This window comes from Microbacterium sp. 1.5R (assembly GCF_001889265.1).
Taxonomy (GTDB): domain Bacteria; phylum Actinomycetota; class Actinomycetes; order Actinomycetales; family Microbacteriaceae; genus Microbacterium.
This window is the reverse complement of record NZ_CP018151.1, coordinates 3,082,032-3,105,863: the sequence shown is the minus strand read 5'-3', so window position 1 is coordinate 3,105,863 and position 23,832 is coordinate 3,082,032. Positions and strand designations below refer to the sequence as shown.

Genomic DNA, 23,832 nt, shown 5'->3' with positions numbered 1-23,832 from the left:
GTCGTCCTGGACGACTCACTCGCCGCCGAGGTGCAGCGCCCAGGGGGAGCTGTAGATCGCGACCGAGGTGGTGATCCCGGTGAGGTCGTCGGACAGGTAGGTGAGCTGGTAGGCGCCGGCGAGGGTGACCTGCAGCTGGTCGGCGGCGAAGATCTCCTGTGCGCTCACGAACGCGTCGGCCGCTGTGGTGGCATCCGTCGCTGTGCGCGCCGCCTGGAGGTCGGCCGTCACCTCGTCGTTCGCATAGCCCGACCAGTTGAAGATGCCGCCGATCTCGGCCGGCAGCATGAACAGCTGCGGGTAGCCGAGCACGCCGGGCACCTCGAGGTATCCGGTCGTCGCGACGAAGTCGATGCCCTCGCGCAGCTCGGGCGTGTAGAACAGTGCCCCGAAGTCGGCGGGCTGGCGTTCGTCGATCGAGATGGTGAGGCCGATGTCCTTGGCCGCGCTCTGCACGATGGATGCCGTCTGCGAGAACTCCTTCGCGCCGGCAGGCACCGCGAGCACAAGGGGCACCGAGGTGTCGATGCCGGACTCGGCGATCAGCTTCTTGGCCGCATCCAGGTCGACCTCGGGTGCGGGGAGGGCGTCGTAGGCATCCTGGTAGATGTCCTTCGCCTCCATGCCGCTCCACACGAACGGGGGCACGATCGTCTTCTGCACCTCGCCGAGCCCCTGCAGGACGGTGTCGATGTAGGTGCTGCGATCGATCGCGAGGCTCAGTGCCTGGCGCACGCGCGGGTCGGCGGCCGCGCTGTCGGCCGAGGCCGGGCCGAAGCTGTACGAGGCGGTCGAGGGCCCCGCGATCAGGCGGCCCTCACCTTCGGCTTCGAAGCTCTGACGCGACCCCGGCGGCACGGTGAAGGCGCCGTCGATCTCGCCGGCGGTCAGCGCGGAGGTGAGGGTGGCGCCGTCGGTCACGAAGACGAATCGGATGCGCTCGGTGAGCGGTGCGCCGTTCCAGTAGTCGGGGTTGGCGGTGACCGAGATCTCGGTGCCGGGCTTCCACTCGTCCAGCCGGTACGGGCCCGCGCACATCAGGCCGCCGCCGGAGGTGCCGAGATCCTGGCCGACGGTGTCGCCGAAGGCCTTGCTCATCACAGCGCCGCCTCCGCCGCCGAGGGCGTCGCGGAACGTGGTGTCGGGTGCGGTGAAGTGCACGAGCACGGTGTCGTCTCCGGAGGTCTCGATACTCGAGATCAGAGCGAACGCCGCGTACCACTGCGACGCGGGGGTGCGGTTGCGTTCGAGGCTGTAGGCGACATCCGCAGCGGTGAGGGGGGTGCCATCCCAGAAGGCGACGCCGTCGCGGACCGTGATCTCGAAGGTCACCGGATCGATCCACTCGGCCGTCTCGGCGATGCCGGACTCGAGAGTGAAGTCGGGCTCGACCGTGAGCAAGCTGTCGCAGAGGTTGGGGATGATGATGTTGGCCGATGACGAGGGGTCGAGCGTCTGCGGCTCGCCCTCGACGACCGCCCAGGTGACCTCGTCGACGGCGGTGGTGGCCGCGGGCAGCGAGGTGACGAGGGTGGCGGCATCGATCTTCTCAGGTGACGAGTCGGTCGTCCCGGTGCGCGGGGCGCAGGCGGTGGCGGCGAGAACGGTCACTGTCGCGAGTGCGGCGGCGACAGTGAGCCGGCGGCGTCGGGTGGTGCGGGTCATGTCGGGTCCTCTCAGGTGCGTGCAGCGGGGGCGTCGTCGACCCCGCCGGAAGTGGGTGGTGCAGGCAGTGCTGGTGGAGCGGATGGTGCGGGTGATTCAGGTGGTGCGGCTCATCTGACGACGTAGACGCGGATGCAGATCTGCTCGTCCTCGTCGCGGGCGAGGCCGATGAACTGGTTCCGGCTCAACCAGCTGTGCGCCGGGGCGTCGGTCTGGAACACGGGAGCCGTGCGGAAGTACGAGGTGCCGTCGGCCTCTTCGCGGTAGTAGCCCCGGTTGAGGATGTCGATCGCCGATCCGTCTGATGCCCGCAGCAGGTAGCGCGCTTCGAGCTGGAAGGTGCCGTCGCGCTCGACCGACCAGTCGCCGCCGCCCGCGATGACCGAGCCCTGCAGCAGCGGGCCGTCGACGGTGCCGCCGGTGATCGGCGTGAAGGCGAGCACTTCGTGCGGGCCGCGGCCGAGGTGGATGTCGGTGTCGACGTCGACGCGGATCTCGAAGGCGTACTCGAGGATCGGCTCGGGCTGAGGGGAGGGCGTGGTCATGACAGTTCTCCATCCAGGACGGGAAGGTGGATCGTGAGGCCGTCGGATCCACCGATCGTGAGGTGCTGCAGATTGGTCGCCGTCGGCCCCCAGGCCCAGGGGTCGGCGCCCGTGCCGGTCTGCGGCACGAACTCGGGGTAGTCGCTGCTCGATACGTGCACCCGAAGGCGGTGTCCGGCGCGCAGGCGGTACCCGACCTGACCGAGATCGAGGTCGAGGGTCGCGGGTTCTGTGGCATCGGCGATCTGACGCTGCCCGCGGGAGATGCGCAGCGCTGTGCCGTCGGGTGCGACGTCGAGCAGTCGGACGAAGAGATCCATCACGGGGCCGTCCGAGCGAACGGTCGCGGTGGCGGTCACGGGGCCTGCGAGGTCGACGTCGGCGGTGACCGCTGCGGACGTGAATACGAGCACGTCGTCGCGATCGCCGATCGGCGCCTCATCGGGGAGCTCGAGCAGGAAAGAGAAGGCATCCTCGGCGCTCGACGGCACGAGGTCAGCGGGGTCGTGGGTCCACGTCACCTCGGTCGGGTGCGCGGCGGCATCCTGTGTCAGTCCTCCGTCGGCGGTCGCGTGCAGAGAGGTGGAGCTGATGCCGGCGGGCGGCCACGCCGCATCAGTCCGCTCTTCGTCTGTGCCCGCGAGGTTCCACCGCACGGCGGGGATGTCGGCGGGGATGCCGTTGCCGCGCACGTACACCTCGAAGAACTCGAGCGTGGGGTCGAGGGTCCGGGGGAGCAATGCGCGGATCTGCTCGTCGGTGCGCTCGGCGACGCGCTCGGCGGGGTCGCTGAGCAGCTCGTAGCCCTCGTGATCGATCGACTCGATGCGCAGGTGGTGATGTGCGGCCCACGCCGGGTTCTTCGTGATGTCCGCGACGTCGGCCCACGACAGGGGCGAGCAGTTGTCCCACCAGCCGATCGTGTGCAGCGCCGGAACCGAGCGGGCGGCGAAGGGCGAGCCGTGGGGGAAACGGGGCAGGTGCACCGGGCGCGGGTACCACTGGTCGTACGAGATCGATCGCTCGCCCGCGTCGGCGAGGAACTCCTCGACCTGAGCCGCGAAGTCGCGTCGCGTCCAGTCGGGCTCCCACATGTAGGTGTCGTTGCCGTGGAAGTGGCTGACCGGATACAGGTAGGTGATGGTCCACTCGACGTTCGAGGTGCGCTCGCCGGGTACGCGGTGCACGGGCTCGCCGAGGCCGGTTCCCGTGACGCGGGGGGCGATCGCCTTGAGCGCGGGGTGACCGGTCGCGGCCGCAGCCCACTGCGTGTAGCCGTAGTAGCTGTCGCCCCACATCGCCACCCGGCCGTTCGACCAGGGCTGCTGCACGATCCAGTCGAGGGTGTCTTCGCCGTCGCGCACCTCGTTGACGAACAGCAGTGCCTCACCCTCGGAGCGGAACTTGCCCCGCACGTCCTGAGCGACCACGCGGTAGCCGTGAGCCATCAGGTACTCGGCGATGAGGGGGATGTAGGTGTAGCTGCCGCTCTTGTCGTAGGGGAGGCGGATGAGGATGGTGTCGCCGGCCGCATCGCCGTCGTCAGCGGGGAGATAGATGTCGGCTGCGAGCAGCACTCCGTCACGCATCCGGACACGGGCGGGGCGTGCCAGATCGCTTTCCGGAGCCGCGGGGATGCGGATGAAGCTGGTCATGACTCTCCTTCTGAACCTCGGCGCCGGGGAGGCCGCGCGGCTCGATGAATCACAACGTAAGTCCGTGGAAGTTAATAGTCAAGTCTGACTAGACTAAAAACTTGTAACATCTATGTATCCTGCAGATGCAGGGGTGAAGGGGGAACGATGGCACGTCCGAGCGTGGCCGCTGAGCGCCGCGACCAGATCATCGAAGCGACGCTCGAGACGATTGCCGAACACGGCATCGCCGGCACCTCTCTCGATCGCATCGCGGAAGCCGCCGGCATGTCGCGCGGACATGTGCGCCACTTCGTCGGCAACCGCGATCAGCTGCTCGCCGACACCGCGCGGCACGTCTTCGCCGACGAGACGGGCACCCTGACGATCCTGCCGTCGACGCTGGTGACGTTCACCGATGCGCTCGACTACCTGTTCGGCGAGGAGTTCACCCGATCAGACACCGAGAATGCGGTCGTCCTCGGGTTCGTCGAGCTCTCGCGCACCAACCCGCCGATCGCCGAGGTGCTCACGGAGGCATACGGCCACACTCGCACGACCCTGGCCGAGCTCGCCGCCGCTGAGTACCCGAAGGCGGATGCCGCGACCTGCGAGCTCGTCGCCGACGGCACGCTCTCGGCCGCGCTCGGCAACGTCTTCATGGGCGACTTCAACCCCGACGAGGTCCGCACTGCCCGGGTGCGCCGCGCCGTCGAGACGCTGCTCGCCGCGCTCTGAGCTTCCGCGTCGTGCGCGCGGCGGCCCTCAGCTCCCGACGCGGACCCGTCGGAGAACGTCGGCTGCGGACTCTTCCGCGGTGTGGTTCGACGTGTCGATCCAATGGCTGTTGTCGCTGAAGCTCTCGCGCATCTTCAGGTCGAGCCGGTCGTAGCCGGTGAAGTCCCATCGGTCGTCGATGTCGCGCGCAGCATTGCGATCTCGACATACCTGGGCACCCGGTGCGAGGACGACGAGGTCCCAGGCGCACACGAGTGCATCCGTCAGAGTCGCGAGCTCTGCCGGCGACTCGAGCACCACGTCGACAACCGCGGTGAAACGTGCCGCCGCCATGTTGTTCGCCAGAGCCGCCACATTGCGGAGCATCAGCTGGATCTGTCGCTCGGCTTCATCACGGGGGCTGCCGAGAGCCCATACTCGTCCGGAGCGAATCATGCCGGATGCCTCGTCGCCGCTGAGTCGCGCTGCTCGCGGCAGGCTCTTCGCAATGAGTTCGGTGACGGTGGACTTCCCGGCACCGGGCATGCCGGTCACGATGATGCAGGACGGCTCTGTGGGGTCGCGGACTTCAGGCATTCCCCGAGTATGCCTGAGTCGCTATGGTGTCGTGGATGGCCACCGAGATCCCGTACCGCGAGCTGCCCGCCGAGCTCGATGATGTGACGTACCGGTTCGGCCCGGACTCCGAGCGTCAAGCCGATGTGACACCGGGAGAGATCACGGAATTCACGATCGATGACAGCGTCGTCTATCCCGGCACCACCCGACGGTGCTGGATCCATGTGCCCGCTGGTTACGACCCGCAGGGCGAGGCGGCGTTGATGGTCTTCAACGACGGCTGGTGGTACTTGGATCCTGACGGTGACGTTCGCGGTGGCATCGTTCTCGACAACCTCATTCACCGCGGTGAGATGCCGGTCACTGTCAGTGTGTTCGTCGATCCGGGTGTCTTCCCAGGCGCTGACAACCCGAAGAATCGGAACGCGGAGTACGACGCATTCGACGACCGCTATGCGTCGTTCCTGCTCACCGAAGTCCTACCGGTCGTCACCGCCCGGTTCCGCGTCTCGTCGGACCCCGACATGCGAGGAATCTGCGGAGGAAGCTCAGGAGGAAACGCGGCCTTCACCGCGGCCTGGGAACGGCCAGACGCCTTCAGGCGCGTGATCGCGTACCTGTCGAGCTTCTCGCAGATGCCCGACGGAAACCCGTACCCCCGGCTACTGATGTCTGAACCCCGCAGGCCACTGACGATCTTCATGCAGGCGGCTCACCGTGACGACGGCTGGAACCAGCCCGAGATGAACTGGCTCGCCGAGAACCTCGAAGTCGCCGCCGCTCTGGCCAAAGCGGGTTACGACTTCCGATTGGTGCTCGGAGACGGCGGCCACAGCGCTAACCACGGCGGCGTCCTGCTGCCGGACGCGCTCCGATGGATCTGGCGAGATGCCACGCCTGCGCCGAAATAGTCGGCGGCTATCGATCGTTTTCGGCGGGAACGGTGGACGCGAGCTCGGGTCGCCGTCGGTCACGTTGCTTCCGCGACGGGCCGATACAGGGCCCCGGCACGAGAGGATGGGGTGGTGCCGATCTCCTCCGACCGCCCGGATTGCTTCCTCCTGCCGGCCGTCGATGCCGCGGCGATCCGGACGCACCCGGATCAGCTGCACCTCGTGCCGCCGGACAGCGAGACCGACGCGTCGGCGATCATCGAGAGCCATCGGCGAGTGCGAGCTGCCCGCGGCAAGAGGGATGCGATCGGGTGCGTCGTCCCGATCGCCGGAGGTCTCCTGCTCGCGGCCGTGGCCGGCGTGGTGATCGCGTCGCTCCGACTGTCGTTTCGAGGCGCGGCCATCGCCGTCGGGTTGCTGTTCGTCCTGGGTGCGGTAGTGACCGCGGTCATCGCCTCGCGTGCGCGACCGGCCACCTCCATCCCGAAGCCCCTGCCGTCCGTGCTGATCCATCCTCTTGTGGAGGCCGGGGCCCCGGCAGATCTGCCAGCTGGAGACATCATGCTCGCGTCGCGGGTGCTCGACGAGCGGGACCGTGCCGAGGCCGACCTCCGGAAGGCCCGCGCCGATGCGCAGCTCACTGACGAAGAACGATACGTCTCCCCTGGTGACCGGTCGACCTGGTACTTCCGCCCGGAGGACCTGCCCGGCCTCGAACGCACAGCAGCCGACGCTGAGAGGCGGTCGCGTGATGTCGCCAGCAGACTCGGGATAGTCCTCGATGCGGACCCCACGTAGCTGATCGTGACGAGCGCGAGAATGGTGGCCGCTCCGGCGTCACCATCTCCACCCTGTCCACCGATATGTTGGGTGATCGGAACCCCCTCGCCGACGGAAGGCACAACCTCATGCGCGTCACCCCTCGGGTCTGGATCGGCCTCGCGATCTACGTCGGCTATGTCGCAGTCATCTTCGTCGTATCGAAACTGAGCGGGGTGGCTTACACCGAGATCGGGACCTCGGCCGAGTTCACCTGGCGAGGAGCGGTACTCGACCTCGCAGTCGGCGCCGTGCTGCTCGCCATCACCACTTGGCTTCTGGGGTGGTGGAGGCCCGCGCTGTTCGAGCGCACGCGCTCGCACCACAAGTGGCCGATCTTCGTGCCCGCGATCATGCTCGTCGTCGCTGTCGTGAACCTGCTCAACACCGACTGGTCGAAGTTCGACGCATCGTTCCTGCTGTCGCTGCTCGCCCTCGGGCTCGCCGTCGGATTCTGCGAAGAGCTGATGTCGCGAGGACTCCTGCTGACTGCCCTCCGCTCGCGCCTCTCTGAGGTATGGGTGTGGCTGCTCACCTCCCTGCTCTTCGGCGGGATGCACATCATCAATGCCGCGCTGGGCGCCCCCGTCGGGCCCACGCTCGGACAGGTGGTGCTCGCCGCGATGTCGGGCACCTGCTTCTACATCGTGCGTCGAGTGACCGGGTCGCTCATCTGGGCGATGGCGTTGCACGGCCTCTGGGATGTCTCGGTGTTCGCGGTCGGGTTCGCCCCGCTCGGCACGGCGTGGGCCGCGTTCCTGAGCCCGGTGATCGGCATCCTCGCTGTCGCCGTCGTCTACTGGGTGATCAAAGGCACGGATGAGAAGCCGGTCGCCGCAGCGAGGTCGACAGCGCCAGCGAGCGCCTGAGGGGAAGCGCTCGCGCGACCCCGTCACTCCTCAGGCGATATAGATCTTCCGCAGCGTCTCGGTGACCGTCCACGCGGTGCGCTGCCCCGCGGCGAGGCGCACGACCGACCCGGGGCCGACCTCGACGGCGGGCAGCGGGGGGTCGACGAACTCGATCCGCGCCTGACCGGTCAGCACGACGAACACCTCGTCGACCTCGGTGTCCGATGCCGTGCCGGGCGTCATCTCCCAGATGCCGATCTCGACCTCACCCAGAGTCCCCAACGCCTGCGCCGCCGTCGTCGGGCGACCGATGAGCACGTCCTCCACGGGCAGCGGTTCGTGCATCAGCGGCAGCGCCGCGGCATCCACTCCGGTTCCCGGCGCGAGCTCGCCCGGCGCGAGCTCGCTCACGAGTCGAAGCCCATGCCGACGGCATCCAGCGTCTTGAGGAACAGGTTGCGCTTGCCCTCGTTGTGATCGGCCCGGTTCATCGCGGCTCGCACGAGGTTGACGCCGATCGAGGCGACGGGCTCGGGCGGGAACGGGATCGGCTTCTCGCGCACCATCGCGAGCTCGGTGCGCTCGGTCGGCTCGCCCGACAGCTTGTCGAGCATGACGTCGGCGGCGAAGCGCGCGGCGCCGACGCCGAGCCCGGTGAACCCGGTCGCGTAGGTCACGCGTCCCTTGCGGGCGGTGCCGAAGAACGCGCAGAAGCGACTCGACGAGTCGATCGCCCCCGCCCACCGATGCGTGAAGCGCAGCCCCTCGAGCTGGGGGAACGTCGTGAAGAAGTGCGAGGCGAGCTTGCGGTGGCTCTCGGCGCGATCCTCGTACTCGGGTCGCACCTTGCCGCCGAAATGGTAGACCGCGTCGTATCCGCCGAACAGGATGCGATTGTCGGCGGTGAGGCGGTAGTAGTGGAACTGGTTGGCGCTGTCGGCCAGGCCCTGGCGGTTCGACCACCCGATCGACGCCAGTTGCTCGTCGGTCAGCGGCTCGGTCATGAGCACGTAGTCGTAGACGGGAACGGTCATCAGGCGGTTGCGCTTGAGCAGCGAGGGGAAGACGTTCGTGGCGAGAGCCACGGCATCCGCTCGCACCTGCCCGCCGTCACGTGTGACGAGCGTGATCGCGCTCGATCCGTCGCCGATGACCTCGCGCACGAGCGACTGCTCGTAGATCTCGACCCCGAGTTCGACCGCGACGCGCGCCAGCTCGAGACCGAGCTTGGCGGGGTGCACGAGCGCACAGGCATCGCGCTCCCAGGCGCCGGCGAGGAACGTGTCGGAATGCACCTCGGCCTGCACGGCCTCGCGGTCGAGGAATCCCTCCTCCTCGCGCAGCCACTCCACCTGGTGCGGCTCGACGGCCACGGCGAGTTGACCGGTGCGCTCGAAGTCGGCATCCATGCCGTACCGCTTCACGGTCTCTTCGATGCCGTCGAGGTTCTCGATCCCCAGCTCTTCCAGGCGGTCGATCTCGTCGGGCCAGCGCGTGAGGCCGTTCTCGTGTCCGTGCGTGATGCTCGCCTCGCAGAACCCTCCGTTGCGGCCCGACGCCGCCCACGCGATGCGCGACGCCTCGAGCAGCACGACCTTGCGCTGAGGATCGCGCTCCTTCGCGCGCACGGCGGTCCACAGGCCGGCATAGCCCCCGCCGACGATGGCGAGGTCGGCGGTGATGCGGTCGGTGAGCGCGGGGTGCGAGACGCGCTCGACATCATCGAGCCAGAACACGCTGAACGCAGTGTTGCGCAGCGAGGCATCGATCACGGCATCCGCGGGGCGGCGACGTTCGAAGACCGTGGTTCCCATGGTGTTCTCCTGGTTCCGGACCCGCGCCTTAGCGCGTGCCCCAGTTGTAGAGGTCTTTGTAGAGCCCTGCGTAGAGCAGGCTCTCGGTGTGCGTGATGCCGGGGATCGTACGGATGCGGGTCGCGATCAGATCGAGCAGGTGGCTGTCGCTCTCGCACACCGCCTCGACGAGGATGTCGAACGTGCCGAGCGTGACGACGACGTACGCGAGCTCGGTGATCTTCGTCAGCTCCTCCGCGATCAGCCGCGGGTCGCCCGTGACGCGGATGCCGATCATGGACATGCGGTTGAAGCCGAGCTGCATCGGGTCGGTCACCGCGACGATCTGGATGATGCCCGCCTCGGTCATCCGCTGCACGCGCTGACGCGCCGCCGCCTCGCTGAGCCCCACCTCTCGGCCGATCTCGGCATAGGGCCGTCGACCGTCCTCCTGCAGCAGCTCGACGATCCGCTTCGAGATGTCGTCCAACACGGGCTGCTTCGGCGTGGTGCTCATGTGTCGATATTGACAGGATCGGCGCTCCCTGGCAACTGATTCCATCGTTAAGGTCACTTCACTCTTCTGTATTCGTGATCCGGTCGCTAGCATGGCGAGCATGGCCACAGAACTCCTTCAGAACTTCATCGGCGGGCAGTACGTTCCCCTGAGCGGACAGAAGCGGATGCCGCTGATCGACCCGGTGACCGAGGAGGCCTACGGCGAGCTGCCGGTCTCGGACGCCTCCGACGTGGACGCCGCCTATGCCGCCGCATCCGCCGCGTTCCCGATCTGGCGCGACACCACTCCCGCCGATCGCCAGCTCGCGCTGTTCCGCATCGCCGATGAGATGCAGACCCGCGCCGAGGAGTTCGCCGACCTCGAGTCGAAGGACACCGGCAAGCCGCGTGCCAGCCTCGTGGCCGACGAGATCCTGCAGTCGATCGACCAGCTGCGCTTCTTCGCCGGAGCCGCCCGCAGTCTCGAAGGACGCGCGGCGGGGGAGTACCTCGCCGGCCACACCTCGTTCGTGCGACGCGAGCCGATCGGCGTGATCGGACAGGTCACCCCCTGGAACTATCCGCTGAACATGGCCGTGTGGAAGATCGCCCCGGCGCTCGCCGCAGGCAACACGGTGGTGCTGAAGCCCGCCGAGTCGACGCCCCTGACCACCCTGCTGCTCGCCGAGATCGTCGCGCTGCACACGCCCGCCGGCACGCTCAACGTCGTGCTCGGCGACCGCGACACCGGCGTGGCGCTGGTCGAGCATCCGACGCCGCAGATGGTCGCCATCACCGGATCCGTGCGCGCCGGGATGGCCGTCGCGCGATCCGCGGCGAACGACGTCAAACGGGTGCACCTCGAGCTCGGCGGCAAGGCGCCCGCGATCGTCTTCCCCGATGCGAACCTCGACAAGGCGGCATCCGGCATCGTCACCGGCGCGTTCTTCAACGCCGGACAGGACTGCACCGCGGCCACCCGCGTGCTCGTGCACTCGTCTGTGCACGACGAGTTCGTCGCCGCGCTGGTCGCGAAGGCGAAGACGGATGCCCGCACGGGCGCCCCGCACGAGGAGGGCGTGCTCTACGGTCCTCTCAGCAGCGCTGCCCAGCTCGCTCAGGTGCAGGGCTTCGTCGACCGCCTGCCTGCACACGCCTCGATCGAGACCGGCGGTGCGCGTCAGGGTGAGAAGGGCTACTTCTTCGAGGCGACCATCGTGTCGGGTCTGCATCAGGACGACGAGGCCGTGCAGGGCGAGATCTTCGGCCCGGTGCTGACCGTGCAGTCGTTCGAGACCGAGGAGCAGGCGCTCGAGATGGCGAACGACGTGCCCTACGCCCTCGCATCCTCGGTGTGGACCACCGATCATGCCCGCGCGATGCGCTTCTCGCGCGACCTCGACTTCGGCTGCGTGTGGATCAACACCCACATCCCGTTCGTCTCCGACATGCCTCACGGCGGTTTCAAGCACTCGGGCTACGGCAAAGACCTCTCGCAGTACGGCTTCGACGACTACACGCGCATCAAGCACGTGATGTCCGCGCTGGACTGAGACAGGGTCTCGGGCTACCAGCGCGAGCGGATGAGCGACCCTCGCGTGAACCGCACCACCGAGATCGTCATCGGCACACTGCCGACGGGGGCATCGAGCGCTCGCGCGAGCAGCAGCTCGGCGGCCGATCTGACCTCGGCGAGCGTCGCGGCGACGCCGCGCACGTCGAGGTCGGCGACGTGCAGCACCCACCATCCGCGCTCGAGCAGGGCCGTCACCTCATAGGGGTACACGGCCGGGGTCGGAGTGTCGATGCGCGACGACGGACGTCGGTCGAGTCGGTGCGGGATGGTCGGTCGCATCGGATGCCTCCTCCCTGTGGTCGTACGGGGCCGCGGTGGCTCCCTGAAGCAAGACGCGCACGGCCGTGGATCATGACGCGGATCAGGGTCCGGATCTCTCGACACGTATGACGCGATGTGTCAAGCTGGGGCGGACGTCGAATCCGGGGGGATCAACTTGGCACGACCACTTGCGGGGCCCCAGACCCTGCTCCGAACACTCAACGGCCGCGCGATCCTCGAGACGCTCGCGCGCCGAGGCCCGCTCACCCGCGCCGAACTGGTCGCCGAGACCGGTCTCTCGCGCACTGCGGTGACGCAGGTGCTGCGGATGCTCGAATCATCGTCGGCGGTCGCCGCTGCGGGCGTCGACCGTGACACGCGGGGACCGGCAGCAGGGCGCGTCTCGCTGCATCCTCATCTCGGACTCGCCGCGGCAGTGCACGTCGACGCCCACGCCGCCCACGTCGCGCTGGTCGACCCCACCGGAGCCGTGCGGGCCGAGAGCCACGCCGCCTTCCCCGTGCGCGGGGACCGCGTGCAGCACATCGCCGGCCTCATCGATGCCTGTCAGAGGGCGGTGGCCGGTCCGCTGCTGCTGGCGGTCGTCGGCATCCCGGGCATCGTCACCGCCGACGGGGGCATCCGCGATGATCAGGGTCCCGACGGCGGCGCGTTCAAGAACGCCCTGTCGACGCGCCTCGGCTGCCCGGTGCGGGTGGAGAACGACGTCAACCTCGCGGCGCTCGCCGAGCTCTCCGAGGGCGCCGGCGCGGCGCTCAGCAGCTTCGCGCTGCTGCTCCTCGACGACGGACTCGGCGCCGGCATCGTGATCGACGGCTCCCTGCACCGGGGCTTCTCGGGCGTGGCCGGCGAGGTCATGTATCTGCCGCAGAGTCCGCTGCCGATCGGCGCTCCCGTGCTCGGTGACGCCGTCGTGCGCGACCTCGCCCTGGCGAACGGGCGTGACCCGGACGAGACGATCGACCAGCATCTCGACGCCGCCTCCGCCGGCGATCCGGCCGCACTCGCCATGGCCGCCGAGATGGGACGCAGACTCACCCTGATCGCTGGCAGCATCGCGCTCGTGCTCGACCCCGAGGCGTTCCTCCTCAGCGGCACGGCCGCCCACCCGGCGCTGGCCCGAGCGGCGGTCGCCTTCGCCGAAGAGCTCGCCCCGCAGCTCCCGCTCACCCTCCTCGTCTCGTCGTTCGGCCCAGAGGCGCCGCTGGTCGGGGCGGTCGGTGAGGCGGCATCCGCTCTTCGCGCGACCGTCTTCTCGCGGTTGCTTCCCGCATCGGACAGGAGTCGGCGATGACCTCGGACCTCGCGGATCGCCTCGGCCTTGCGCCCGGAGCCAGGGGCGTGATCATCAACGCCGACGACTTCGGCATGTGCCACGCGGCCAACACGGCGATCATGCAGCTGCTCGATGCGGGGCACATCGACTCGACGACGCTCATGGTGCCGTGCGCGTGGGCACCCGAGGCGCTCGCTTTCGCGGCCTCGCGCGCCGACCTCGACGTCGGCGTGCACCTCGTGCTCACGAGCGAGTGGACCGACTACCGCTGGCGGCCCCTGACCGGCACCGACACCACCCTCGTCGACGACGCGGGGTACTTTCCCGCCGGCGTTCTCGCGATCGAAGAGCTCGCGTCGGTCGACGACGTCACCGCCGAGATCGCCGCACAGCTGCAGACGGCGCTGGATGCCGGGGTCGACGTGACGCATCTCGACAACCACATGGGGTCTGTCTACGGTCTGCTGACCGGGCGGGACTTCCTCGGCCCGGTGTTCGAGCTCGCCGCCCGCAACGGCCTGCCGTTCCGGCTGCCGCGCAGCATGGACGGGACCGGCGACGACGCCGCCCTGCAGGCGAAGCTCGCCGAGGCCTCGGCCGCCGCCGACGCGCTCGGCGTCGAGATCATCGATCGGCTGTGGAGCCACCCGTTCGAAGAGGCGCCGGACGAGTCGTACGAACAGGTGCGCGACGGGTTCATCGCGCTGCTGCGCGCGGTTCCGGCCGGAGTGACCGAGATCTACCTGCATCCGATGGTCGACGACGACGAGCTGCGCGCGGCCGTCGACTTCGGTGCGGCCAAACGCGGGCACGAGCTTCGCCTGCTCTCCGACCCCGAGGTGCTGCAGGTGTTCGACGACGAGGGACTGGTGCGGCTCGGATGGCGCGATCTGCGCGATCTGCAGCGGAGCCGACGCGCATGACCTCGTTGACGACGCGGCTGCGCGACCGACGACTCGACGCCGCCCCCACGAGGGCTCAGGCCATCGCGTTCGGAGCATCGGGGTTCCCGACCCAGCTCATGGCGCAGACGTTCTCGGCGTTCGTCGTCTACTTCTACGTCACCCACCTCGGTGTCGCGCCAGCGTGGGTGGCCGCGGCGATGATCGCGCACGGCGTGCTGAACGCGGTGCTCAACCCGGTCGTCGGGGCGCTGTCCGATCGCATCCGCACGCCGTGGGGCCGCCGCATCCCGTGGATCGGTCTCGGCATCGTGCCGCTCGTGGTCGCCTTCGCGCTGGTGTGGATGCCGCCTGAGCTGCCGACCGCCGGGCTGATCGTCTGGTTCCTGATCGTGGTGGCGGTGTACGACATCGCCTTCGTCGTGGTCGTGCTGAACATCTCGGCGCTGTTCCCCGAGATCTTCCGCACCACCGATGAGCGGGCGCGTGGCAACGTGCCCCGGCAGATCTTCGCGATCCTCGGCATGGTGCTCGGCACCGCGGGTGCCCCTGCGCTGTACGACTCGATCGGCTGGCCGGGAATGGCCCTCGTGCTCTCGGCGGTCTGCCTCGTGCTGCTCGTCTGGTCGTTCTTCGGCGGCATGATCGAGCGTCGAGTGCCCGAGGCCGCATCCGAGGCGATGCGCTGGGGCGACCAGCTGAAGTACACGTTCGCGAACCGGGCGTTCGTGCCCTACGTGCTCGGCTCGCTGTTCATCCAGACCTCGATCGCCGTCATCCTCGCGGCGCTGCCGTTCTACGTGCGCTACTCGCTGGGCGCCGCCGAGGGAGAGGCGAGCCTGCTGCTGGGGGCGATCTTCGTCACAGCCATCCCGTCGATCGTGCTGTGGAGCGCGATCGTGCGCCGCACCTCACCCCGCGCCGCGCTGCTGTGGAGCGTCGCCGTGTTCGGGATCTCCGTGCTCGGCTACCTGCTGCCGTCGACCGTGCTCGCCGCGGCGCTCATCGGCGTCGCGGTGGGCGTCGGCGTCGGCGGTCTGCTGCAGCTGCTCGAGGTCGTGCTCGCCCAGATCATCGACGAGGACGCCACGCGCACCGGTCATCGACGCGAGGGCGCGTACTTCGGGGTGAACGGCTTCGTCGTGCGCGGCTCGGTCGTGCTGCAGGCCGTCGTGGCGGCGGTGGTGCTCACGGCATCCGGCTTCGACGCCTCGCTCGGAGATGCGCAGCCGGAGGCCGTCGACGGCGGGATCCGCGTCATGGTCGCGGTGGTCCCGCTCGTCTTCGCCGCCCTCGCGTGGCTGTGCTTCTGGCTCTACCCGATCCGCACGCGCGATCTCTGACCGACGTCAGGACGCGGCCCGACGGGCCTCCCAGCCCGTGCGCACCATCTCGTCGACCGTGTATCGCATCTTCCAGTCGAGGTCACGCGCGGCGAGCTCGCCGGTCGCGACGATGCGGTCGGGGTCTCCCGGACGCCGAGGGCCGATCTCAGGGGTGAAGTCGATGCCCGTGACGCGTGCGACCGCGTCCATGATCTGCTTCACGCTGAGGCCGTCGCCCGAGCCGAGGTTGTACGCGGCCTCGATCGGCTCGCCACCGGCGAGACGCTTCGCTGCCGCGACGTGGGCGGCGGCGATGTCGCCGACGTGCACGTAGTCGCGCACGTTGGTGCCGTCCTCGGTGTCGTAGTCGTCGCCGTTGATGCGGGGGGTCTCGCCGGCGATGAGCTTCTCGAACACGATCGGGAAGAGGTTGTGCGGGCTCACGTCATAGACCGACGGGTCGGCCGAGCCGACCACGTTGAAGTAGCGCAGCGAGGTGTGACGCAGCGGCTTGTCGGAGTCGGCGGTCGCGATCGCCTGGTCGCGGAGCAGCCACTCGCCGATGAGCTTGGACTCGCCGTAGGGGCTCGCCGGCTTTTTGGCGGTCTCCTCGACGACGAGCGCCACATCGGGAGTGCCGAACACGGCCGCCGACGACGAGAACACGATGTTGGTGACGCCCGCGGCATCCATCGCCTCGAGGATCACCCGAGTGCCCTCGACGTTCTGCGCGTAGGTGTGCAGCGGACGCTGCACCGAGACGCCGGCGTACTTGTATCCGGCGACGTGGATGACGCCCTCGGCGTTGTGATCGCGCAGCGCCTTCTCGACCAGTTCACGGTCGAGGATGCTGCCCTGCACGAAAGCCACGCCTTCGGGCACGAACGATGCGACGCCGCTCGAGAGGTCGTCGAGGACGACGGGCGTGAGCCCGGCATCCGCCAGTGCGCGAACGACGTGCGAGCCGATGTAGCCGGCGCCGCCGGTCACGATCCAGGACATTGTGCTCCTCAGGGTGGGGAAGTGTTCAGTATCTCAGGTCGCGATCGGCGGACTCTGAGGCCGCTCGTTCACGACGTGGTCGAGCGGGCAGCGGTCACGCGTCGCGATGCGCTCCGGCCGACGGCGTGACGGTGAAGATCACGGGGGAGGTGAAACCGGATGCGGCGAACGCCGCCGACACGGCATCCGTCACCTGCTGCACCGAGTCCTGCTCGATCAGCGCGATCGCCGCACCGCCGAAGCCTCCGCCGGTCATGCGAGCACCGAGTGCGCCGGCCGCGATGGCCGTTTCGACCGCCGTGTCGAGCTCGGGGACCGAGATCTCGAAGTCATCGCGCATCGAGGCGTGCGAGGCCACGAGCAGGTCGCCGATCGCACGGGCACCGTCTTCGCGCAGCACCACGACGGTGTCGAGCACGCGCTGGTTCTCGGTGACCACGTGCCGCACGCGGCGGAACGTCACGTCGTCCATGAGCTCCTCGGCGCGGGGCAGGTCGTCGACCGAGACGTCGCGCAGGCTCGGCACGCCCATGATCGCGGCACCGCGCTCGCAGGCCGCACGGCGCTCGCCGTATCCGCCCGTGGAGTGCGCGTGCTTGACCCGGGTGTCCATCACGAGGATCGCGAGGCCGGCCTCGGCGATGCCGACCTGCACGAGGTTCGCATCGAGCGAGCGGCAGTCGAGGAAGATCGCGGCATCCGGCTCGCCGAGCACCGACGCCATCTGGTCCATGATGCCGGTCGGTGCGCCGACCGCCTCGTTCTCGGCCTTCCGGCCGACACGGGCGAGGGCGACGCGGTCGAGCCCGGCGGCCCAGAGGTCGTTGAGCGCGGATGCCGTGGCACCCTCGATCGCCGCCGACGACGAGAGCCCCGCACCCACGGGCACGTCGGACGCGATGGCGATGTCGAGTCCTGAACCGGTGGCCGCGGACGGAGCGACACCGTCGGCCTGGCGCAGCGCCCACGCGACGCCGAGGGGGTAGGCGGCCCACTCGGGCACGCGCGGCGCGGTGCCGGTCGGGGTCGGGAACAGCTCGTCGAGGTCGTCGAGGGAGACCTCGACCGGCTCGTCGGCGAAGGTCGAGGCGACGCGGATGCGGCGGTCGTCACGGATTCCCACGGCGGCGACTGTGCGATGCGGGATGGCGAAGGGCAGCACGAATCCGTCGTTGTAGTCGGTGTGCTCGCCGATCAGGTTCACGCGCCCCGGCGCCGACCAGACGCCTTCGGGGGTGCGACCGGTGAGGTCGGTGAAGAGTGCGCGCGCGGCGTCCTGGGTGGTGGTCATGCGGATGCCTCGTCTGCGTTCTGGTCTGCGGATGCGGTGTGTGCGGCGTCGGCCTTCGCGATGGCCTCGCGGATGCGGGCCGCACCCTGCTCGGGGGTGACCTCGGCGGCCCAGGCCCACATCGCGGCCTCGGATCCCGCGAGGAACTTGAGCTTGTCGACCGCCCGGCGGGGGCTGGTCAGCTGCAGGTGCAGGCGCACGCTGTCTCGGCCGACGTTCACCGGGGCCTGGTGCCAGGCGGCGATGTAGGGCGTCGGGGTGTCGTAGAGCGCGTCGACACCGCGGAGCAGTCGCAGGTAGAGGGGCGCGAGCTCGTCGCGTTCGGCATCCGTCGTCTCGGCGAAGTCCGGAACGTGGCGGTGCGGCATGAGGTGCACCTCCAGCGGCCAGCGGGCGGCGAAGGGCACGAACGCCGTCCAGTGCTCCCCGCGGAAGACGACCCTCTCGGACGCCTGCTCGGACTCGAGGATGTGCTGGAACAGGTCGGGCGCGGTGCGGTCGATCGAGTCGAGCAGGCGCGTGGTGCGCGGCGTCACGTAGGGGTAGGCGTAGATCTGGCCGTGGGGGTGGGGCAGCGTGACGCCGATGGCCTCGCCGCGGTTCTCGAACGGGAAGATCTGCTGGATGCCCGGCAGCTTCGAGAGGGCGGCGGTGCGGTCGGCCCAGGCCTCGATCACCGTGCGGGCGCGCGTCACCGACTGGGTGCCGAACGAGCCGGTGTGCTCGGGGCTGAAGCACACGACCTCGCAGCGTCCGACCGAGGTGCGGGTGCGGCCGAGTCCGAGGGCGCTGAGGTCGTCGAGCCCGCGCGGAGGGTTGCTCGCTGCGGGGGCGGTGCCGGTGGCTTCGGCGAGAGCGGGGCCGAACGCGGGCGAGCGGTTCTCGAAGACGGCGACGTCGTAGAGCGACGGCACCTCAGACGGGTTGGTCGGCGACTGCGGAGCGAGCGGGTCGGCATCGGCGCTCGGCATCATCACCCGGTTCTGCCGGTTGGCGGCGACCGTGATCCAGTCGCCGGTCAGCACATCGAGGCGCATCGTGGCGGTCTCGCCGCGGGCGTCGAGCGTGCGGCTGTCGACGGCGCGGTCGGCGCCGAGCGTCGTGTCGGGATCGTCGAAGTAGATCAGTTCGCGGCCGTCGGCGAGCGTCGTCGCGCGCTTGACGATGCCGGCGGAGAGGGTCTCGGTTCGCAACTCGGGAGATTCGGGCGTGTTCACGTAAACATGGTACGCACAGCGCCGTGGTAACGTCAACATTCCGGAGTTGTGAGCGCGTAGAGAGGGTGCCCGTGGACGACGAGCTGCTGCGCGACGATGATCTGCGTCGCGGCGCCGCGCGCCCGCGCCGCCGCCAGGCCCCGTCCGGTCGTGTCTCGATGGCGATGGTCGCCTCCCGTGCCGGCGTCTCGGGTCAGACCGTGTCGCGCGTCGTCAACGACAGCCCTCGCGTCGACCCCGCGACCCGCCGGCGCGTCGAAGCCGCGATGGCCGAGCTCGGCTACCGCCCCCACCGCGCAGCGCGCGCTCTGCGCACAGGACGCTCGCAGACCATCGGACTCGTCGTCACCACTCTCGCGACGGTCGGCAACTCGCGGATGCTGCAGGCCACCGCCGAGGCCGCGGCTGAACGCGGCTACGCCCTCACCCTCGTCACCGCGGGCGACAGCGTGGCCGACGCCTTCGAGCGCCTGGCCGAGCAGGAGGTCGACGGCGCGATCGTGCTGAACGAGGCGTCGGCGCTGGTACCCGCAGCCGATCGGCCGCCGGGACTGCGCCTCGTGGTCGTCGACGCCCCGGGGTCTGCGGATCTCGCCGTCGTGCACAGCGACCATGTCGGAGGCGCCGCTGCGGCGACCGCTCACCTGCTGGGCCTCGGACACGAGACGGTGCACCACCTCGCCGGGCCTGCCGACTCGTTCGCGGCCGCCGAGCGCGAGCGCGGATGGCGGAAGGCGCTCGCGGAGGTCGGGGTCGAGGCGACCGAGGTCGTCCGCGGCGACTGGACCGCCGAGGCAGGGTTCGCCGCGGGCGAGGCGCTGCGAGCAGCATCCGCCGTTTTCTGCGCCAACGACCAGATGGCGCTCGGGCTCCTCCGTGCGCTCGCCGAGTCGGGGCGGCGGGTTCCCGAGGACGTCAGCGTCATCGGCTTCGACGACGTGCCGGATGCCGCCAACTACCGCCCACCGCTGACGACGATCCGTCAGGATTTCACCGCCCTCGCCCACCGGGCGGTCGGCCTGCTCGTCGCCGAGATCGAGGGTGCCGCGGGCGGTGCGGCATCCGCTGTCGTCGTGCCGACGCTTCTGGTCGAACGCTCCAGCACGCGCTGAGCCGCGCCGCCCGCACCCTCTGCCCCCGCACCCCGGCCCCGCCCCCTACGGTGCGTGGCCAGAAACGCACCTGAATCGCGCCTTTCGGATGCGTTTGTGACCACGCACGCGGCAGGGGCGGCCACGCCACCGCCCCGCGAACCCGGATAGCGGTTTCCACCCGCCGCTTGCGCGCCCGACGGAGTCGTGGCATGCTGACGGAAAGCGCTTACCCACATCGGGCGACCGGCGCACCGGCTTCCCACAGAACGGACCAGCAATGTCACAGGCGACACCCCGCGAGATCGGGATCATCATGAACGGCGTCTCCGGGCGCATGGGCTACCGGCAGCACCTCGTGCGGTCGATCCTCGCGATCCGCGACCAGGGCGGCATCGAGCTGCCCGACGGATCCCGCATCACGGTCAAGCCGCTGCTTGTCGGCCGCAACGAGGCCAAGCTCGCCGAGCTCGCCGCGAAGCACGGCATCGACGACTACACGACCGACCTCGACGCAGCGCTCGCCGACCCGAAGTGGGAGATCTACGCCGATTTCCTCGTGACCAAGGCCCGCGCCTCGGCCCTGCGCAAGGCGATCGCGGCCGGCAAGGCGATCTACACCGAGAAGCCGACCGCCGAGTCGCTCGACGAGGCCCTCGAGCTCGCGCGTCTCGCGGACGAGGCCGGCGTCAAGACCGGCGTCGTACACGACAAGCTCTACCTGCCGGGCCTGCAGAAGCTCAAGCGCCTCATCGACTCCGGTTTCTTCGGCCGCATCCTCTCGGTGCGCGGCGAGTTCGGGTACTGGGTCTTCGAGGGTGACTGGCAGCCCGCGCAGCGCCCCAGCTGGAACTACCGCACCGAAGACGGCGGCGGCATCATCGTCGACATGTTCCCGCACTGGAACTACGTGCTCGAGAACCTGTTCGGCGAGGTCAAGAGCGTCTACGCGCAGGCCGCCGTGCACATCGCCGACCGCTGGGACGAGAACGGCGAGCACTACACCGCCACCGCCGAGGACGCCGCGTACGGCATCTTCGAGATCGAGGGCGGCATCGTCGCCGAGATCAACTCCAGCTGGACGGTGCGCGTCAACCGCGACGAGCTCGTCGAGTTCCAGGTCGACGGCACCCACGGATCCGCGGTCGTCGGACTCTTCGGCGCGAAGATCCAGCCCCGCAACGCGACTCCGAAGCCGGTCTGGAACCCCGACCTCGAAGACAGCCACGACTACGACGCCGACTGGCAGAACGTCCCGACCAACGACGTCTTCCTCAACGGCTTCCGTCAGCAGTGGGAGGAGTACCTGGTCTCGTTCGTCGAGGGCACGAAGTACCCCTTCGACCTGCTCTCGGGCGCCCGCGGCGTGCAGTTCGCCGAGGCGGGGCTGACCTCCAGCGCCGAAGGCCGCAAGGTCGCGCTCACCCCGCTGACGCTGGGCTGAGCATGACCACTCTCCGACTTCTCGACGCCGCGGGCGCGGTGACGGATGCCGAGCTGCGCGAGGGCGGCGGGTATACGCGTCCGGCCTCTCCGCTGCAGAGCCGCGTCGCGTACGCCGCAGCCCACGTCGTGCCGAAGGTGCACGCCGACAACACCCCGGGGCAGCCCGCCGACATCGACTGGGACTCGACTCTGGCGTTCCGCCGCAACGTGTACTCGTGGGGTCTGGGCGTCGCCGACGCCATGGACACCGCTCAGCGGAACATGGGGCTGGATGCCGCGGCGACGCGCGAGCTCATCGCGCGCAGCGCCGAGGTCGCCCGCGAGGAGGGCGGCTCGGTCGTGGTCGGCGTCAACACCGATCACGTCGCCGAGTCGCACATCTCGCTCGACCAGGTGATCGACGCCTACAAGGAGCAGCTGCACTTCACCGAGGAGCAGGGGGCGGGCCCGGTGCTCATGGCCTCTCGCCACCTCGCCCGTGTCGCTGAGAACGCCGACGACTACCGTCGCGTCTATCGCGAGGTGCTCTCGGCGGCCACCGTCCCGGTCGTGCTGCACTGGCTCGGCACGGCTTTCGACCCCGAGCTCGCCGGGTACTTCGGAGCGGACGACTGGCAGACGGCATCCGCTGTGCTGCTCGACGTGATCGCCGAGAACCCCGACAAGGTCGCCGGCGTGAAGATGAGCCTCCTGAACGCCGAGTCGGAGATCTCGGTGCGCGAGCGACTGCCGCAGGGTGTGCGCATGTTCACCGGCGACGACTTCAACTACGTCGGCCTCATCGGCGGAGACACCGTGGGGCAGGGTGACGGGCACTCCGACGCGCTGCTCGGCGCGTTCGCCGCCATCACCCCGGTCGCCTCCGCGGCGATCCAGGCGCTCGATGCCGGGGACCCCGAGCTCTACCTCGAGATACTCGGCCCGACCGAAGAGCTCAGCCGCCAGGTGTTCGCCGCGCCGACCTTCTATTACAAGACCGGTGTCGCCTTCCTCGCCTGGCTCAACGGGCACCAGCCCGCGTTCCAGATGGTCGGCGGACTGCACTCGGCGCGCAGCCTTCCGCACCTCAGCCGCATCGTCGAGCTGGCGAACGCGTCGCTCGCCCTCGAGAATCCCGAACTCGCACGCGAGCGCTGGCACGGGATGCTCCGCCTGAACGGAGTGGACCTGTGACCGTCGACCCGCGCCTGTCGATCAACCAGGCCACGATCAAGCACGCAGACCTCGCGACGGCGCTGCGGGTGACGGCGGATGCCGGCATCCAGGCGATCGGCCTGTGGCGCGAGCCCGTGAACGAGGTCGGGCTCGACGTCGCCGCGCAGATGCTCGCCGATTCGGGGCTGCGCTTCACGACCCACTGCCGCGGTGGTTTCTTCACCCTTCCGGAGGGGCCGGATCGCATTGCTGCGCTCGACGACAACCGCCGAGCGATCGAGGAGACCGCGACCCTCGCCGCCGCGGGCGCCGACGGATCGACGGCCGTTCTCGTGCTCGTGGCCGGCGGCATCCCGGTGGGATCGCGCGATCTGATCGGCGCACGCGAGCGTGTGCGCGACGCGATCGGCGTGCTCGCGTCCGACGCGAAAGCGGCGGGCGTGACGCTCGCGATCGAGCCCCTGCATCCGATGTACGCCTCCGACCGCGCGGTCGTCTCGACGCTCGGGCAGGCGCTCGACATCGCGGCCGATTTCGATGCCGACGTCGTGGGCGCGGCGGTGGACACGTTCCACATCTGGTGGGATCCGCAGGTGCTCGAGCAGATCACGCGCGCCGGTCGCGAAGGGCGCATCGCGACGTACCAGGTGTGCGACTGGAAGACCCCGCTCGCCGCCGATGTGCTGCTGTCGCGGCACTACACGGGTGACGGCGTGATCGACTTCGGCTCGCTCACGCGAGCCGTGATCGACACCGGATACGACCGTGACATCGAGGTCGAGATCTTCAACGCCGACATCTGGGCGGACGCTCCCGAGCACGTCGTCCGTCGGACGGCCGAGACCTTCGGCATCGCGATCTCGCCGCACCTGCGCTGACGGCCGCCGGGATCCGGTCGGGGTCGGGTTTCGCTCGGGCACCGGCCGCGAACGTCCGCGAGTGGGCCACGCTTCTACCGTCTGCAGGACTCGAGCACGGATGCAGGGCCGTGACACCGTTTCTGTCCTGCATCCGTGCCTGGGTCCTGCAGGTGGGACGGGGTGCGGCGGTCTTCTCGTCGGACCGGACCGGACCAGACAAGACAAGACCGAACCGGACCGGCCGAGGGAACCGGAACCGGACCGGACCGTTCGCCGGAACCGGACCGGACCGTTCGCCGGAACCGGACCGGACCGTTCGCCGGAGCACGTGCAGGACTCGAGCACGGATGCAGGGCCGTGGCACCGTTTCTGTCCTGCATCCGTGTCTGCGTCCTGCAGATGGGAGGGGGTGCGG

At 69.3% G+C, this 23,832-nt stretch carries 23 protein-coding genes; 12 read left to right on the top strand and 11 right to left on the bottom strand.

The genetic code is table 11. The features are described from left to right. Positions 1-15: 15 nt before the first annotated feature. The 3 genes from BMW26_RS14910 to BMW26_RS14900 form a co-directional block, all read right to left on the bottom strand. The gene (locus BMW26_RS14910; protein WP_072591904.1) at positions 16-1,665 is read right to left on the bottom strand and encodes an ABC transporter substrate-binding protein; all 1,650 of its coding nucleotides are present in this window, start codon (positions 1,663-1,665) and stop codon (positions 16-18) included. Positions 1,666-1,775: 110 nt separating this feature from the next. After that, positions 1,776-2,210 carry a DUF3237 domain-containing protein gene (locus BMW26_RS14905; RefSeq protein ID WP_042541469.1) on the bottom strand — a complete coding sequence of 145 codons (435 nt, stop codon included), beginning with the start codon at positions 2,208-2,210 and terminating at the stop codon, positions 1,776-1,778. Further along, the gene (locus BMW26_RS14900) at positions 2,207-3,865 is read right to left on the bottom strand and encodes a CocE/NonD family hydrolase (RefSeq protein WP_072591903.1); all 1,659 of its coding nucleotides are present in this window, start codon (positions 3,863-3,865) and stop codon (positions 2,207-2,209) included. Before BMW26_RS14900 ends, BMW26_RS14905 begins: the two co-directional genes overlap by 4 nt. Before the next feature lie 147 nt (positions 3,866-4,012). Here BMW26_RS14900 and BMW26_RS14895 point away from each other — a divergent pair, with 147 nt between their 5' ends. Then, complete coding sequence (locus tag BMW26_RS14895) at positions 4,013-4,582, top strand: TetR/AcrR family transcriptional regulator (protein ID WP_072591902.1); 570 nt, start codon at positions 4,013-4,015, stop codon at positions 4,580-4,582. Positions 4,583-4,609: 27 nt separating this feature from the next. Here the strand turns inward: BMW26_RS14895 and BMW26_RS14890 are convergent, their stop codons facing one another. Further along, positions 4,610-5,158 carry an AAA family ATPase gene (locus BMW26_RS14890; protein ID WP_072591901.1) on the bottom strand — a complete coding sequence of 183 codons (549 nt, stop codon included), beginning with the start codon at positions 5,156-5,158 and terminating at the stop codon, positions 4,610-4,612. A 35-nt stretch (positions 5,159-5,193) separates the two neighbouring features. Here BMW26_RS14890 and BMW26_RS14885 point away from each other — a divergent pair, with 35 nt between their 5' ends. From BMW26_RS14885 to BMW26_RS14875, 3 genes are all read left to right on the top strand, one after another. Further along, on the top strand, positions 5,194-6,051 hold the full coding sequence (locus tag BMW26_RS14885) for an alpha/beta hydrolase (protein WP_072592372.1): 858 nt from the start codon (positions 5,194-5,196) through the stop codon (positions 6,049-6,051). Positions 6,052-6,165: 114 nt separating this feature from the next. Continuing rightward, positions 6,166-6,831, top strand: coding sequence for a hypothetical protein (locus BMW26_RS14880; RefSeq protein ID WP_157557449.1), 666 nt, complete (start codon positions 6,166-6,168; stop codon positions 6,829-6,831). Between the two features lie 110 nt (positions 6,832-6,941). Beyond that, on the top strand, positions 6,942-7,721 hold the full coding sequence (locus tag BMW26_RS14875) for a CPBP family intramembrane glutamic endopeptidase (RefSeq protein ID WP_232224479.1): 780 nt from the start codon (positions 6,942-6,944) through the stop codon (positions 7,719-7,721). A 30-nt stretch (positions 7,722-7,751) separates the two neighbouring features. Here the strand turns inward: BMW26_RS14875 and BMW26_RS14870 are convergent, their stop codons facing one another. Genes BMW26_RS14870 through BMW26_RS14860 form a run of 3 tightly spaced genes read right to left on the bottom strand, consistent with a single transcriptional unit; the run spans position 7,752 to position 10,013 of the window. After that, positions 7,752-8,114, bottom strand: coding sequence for a cupin domain-containing protein (locus BMW26_RS14870; RefSeq protein WP_072591899.1), 363 nt, complete (start codon positions 8,112-8,114; stop codon positions 7,752-7,754). After that, positions 8,111-9,517 (bottom strand): NAD(P)/FAD-dependent oxidoreductase, encoded by a 1,407-nt coding sequence (locus BMW26_RS14865; RefSeq protein ID WP_072591898.1) that lies wholly within the window; start codon positions 9,515-9,517, stop codon positions 8,111-8,113. The genes BMW26_RS14870 and BMW26_RS14865 overlap by 4 nt, the downstream gene beginning before the upstream one ends. A 28-nt stretch (positions 9,518-9,545) precedes the next feature. Further along, positions 9,546-10,013, bottom strand: coding sequence for an Lrp/AsnC family transcriptional regulator (locus BMW26_RS14860; protein WP_053097765.1), 468 nt, complete (start codon positions 10,011-10,013; stop codon positions 9,546-9,548). Positions 10,014-10,113: 100 nt separating this feature from the next. On the opposite strand from BMW26_RS14860, the gene BMW26_RS14855 reads away from it, so the two are divergent. Continuing rightward, entirely contained in the window at positions 10,114-11,547 is a 1,434-nt protein-coding gene (locus tag BMW26_RS14855; protein ID WP_072592370.1) for a gamma-aminobutyraldehyde dehydrogenase, read from the top strand. Between the two features lie 14 nt (positions 11,548-11,561). Here the strand turns inward: BMW26_RS14855 and BMW26_RS14850 are convergent, their stop codons facing one another. Further along, positions 11,562-11,849 (bottom strand): hypothetical protein, encoded by a 288-nt coding sequence (locus BMW26_RS14850; RefSeq protein ID WP_053097764.1) that lies wholly within the window; start codon positions 11,847-11,849, stop codon positions 11,562-11,564. Between the two features lie 157 nt (positions 11,850-12,006). Between BMW26_RS14850 and BMW26_RS14845 the strand changes: the two genes are divergently transcribed. The 3 genes from BMW26_RS14845 to BMW26_RS14835 are packed head-to-tail and all read left to right on the top strand — an operon-like array spanning position 12,007 to position 15,373. Continuing rightward, positions 12,007-13,146 (top strand): ROK family transcriptional regulator, encoded by a 1,140-nt coding sequence (locus tag BMW26_RS14845; protein ID WP_072591897.1) that lies wholly within the window; start codon positions 12,007-12,009, stop codon positions 13,144-13,146. Further along, the gene (locus BMW26_RS14840) at positions 13,143-14,051 is read left to right on the top strand and encodes a polysaccharide deacetylase family protein (protein ID WP_072591896.1); all 909 of its coding nucleotides are present in this window, start codon (positions 13,143-13,145) and stop codon (positions 14,049-14,051) included. The genes BMW26_RS14845 and BMW26_RS14840 overlap by 4 nt, the downstream gene beginning before the upstream one ends. Then, a complete protein-coding gene (locus tag BMW26_RS14835; RefSeq protein ID WP_072591895.1) occupies positions 14,048-15,373 on the top strand; it encodes an MFS transporter in 1,326 nt (441 codons plus the stop codon). The genes BMW26_RS14840 and BMW26_RS14835 overlap by 4 nt, the downstream gene beginning before the upstream one ends. A 6-nt stretch (positions 15,374-15,379) precedes the next feature. Here the strand turns inward: BMW26_RS14835 and galE are convergent, their stop codons facing one another. The 3 genes from galE to galT all read right to left on the bottom strand — a co-directional run bounded on the left by galE (position 15,380) and on the right by galT (position 18,865). Continuing rightward, entirely contained in the window at positions 15,380-16,357 is a 978-nt protein-coding gene (gene galE / locus BMW26_RS14830) for a UDP-glucose 4-epimerase GalE (protein ID WP_072591894.1), read from the bottom strand. A gap of 94 nt (positions 16,358-16,451) precedes the next feature. Continuing rightward, positions 16,452-17,648: a galactokinase gene (gene galK / locus BMW26_RS14825; RefSeq protein ID WP_072591893.1), complete on the bottom strand. Its 1,197-nt coding sequence runs from the start codon at positions 17,646-17,648 to the stop codon at positions 16,452-16,454. Further along, positions 17,645-18,865 carry a galactose-1-phosphate uridylyltransferase gene (galT, locus tag BMW26_RS14820; RefSeq protein ID WP_072591892.1) on the bottom strand — a complete coding sequence of 407 codons (1,221 nt, stop codon included), beginning with the start codon at positions 18,863-18,865 and terminating at the stop codon, positions 17,645-17,647. Before galT ends, galK begins: the two co-directional genes overlap by 4 nt. Before the next feature lie 158 nt (positions 18,866-19,023). Here galT and BMW26_RS14815 point away from each other — a divergent pair, with 158 nt between their 5' ends. The 4 genes from BMW26_RS14815 to BMW26_RS14800 all read left to right on the top strand — a co-directional run bounded on the left by BMW26_RS14815 (position 19,024) and on the right by BMW26_RS14800 (position 23,435). Beyond that, positions 19,024-19,977: a LacI family DNA-binding transcriptional regulator gene (locus tag BMW26_RS14815; RefSeq protein WP_072592369.1), complete on the top strand. Its 954-nt coding sequence runs from the start codon at positions 19,024-19,026 to the stop codon at positions 19,975-19,977. 259 nt (positions 19,978-20,236) lie between these two features. Then, positions 20,237-21,400 carry a Gfo/Idh/MocA family protein gene (locus tag BMW26_RS14810; protein WP_053097757.1) on the top strand — a complete coding sequence of 388 codons (1,164 nt, stop codon included), beginning with the start codon at positions 20,237-20,239 and terminating at the stop codon, positions 21,398-21,400. Between the two features lie 2 nt (positions 21,401-21,402). After that, complete coding sequence (locus BMW26_RS14805) at positions 21,403-22,575, top strand: dihydrodipicolinate synthase family protein (protein ID WP_056279283.1); 1,173 nt, start codon at positions 21,403-21,405, stop codon at positions 22,573-22,575. Continuing rightward, on the top strand, positions 22,572-23,435 hold the full coding sequence (locus BMW26_RS14800) for a sugar phosphate isomerase/epimerase family protein (protein WP_072591891.1): 864 nt from the start codon (positions 22,572-22,574) through the stop codon (positions 23,433-23,435). Before BMW26_RS14805 ends, BMW26_RS14800 begins: the two co-directional genes overlap by 4 nt. Positions 23,436-23,832: the final 397 nt, after the last annotated feature.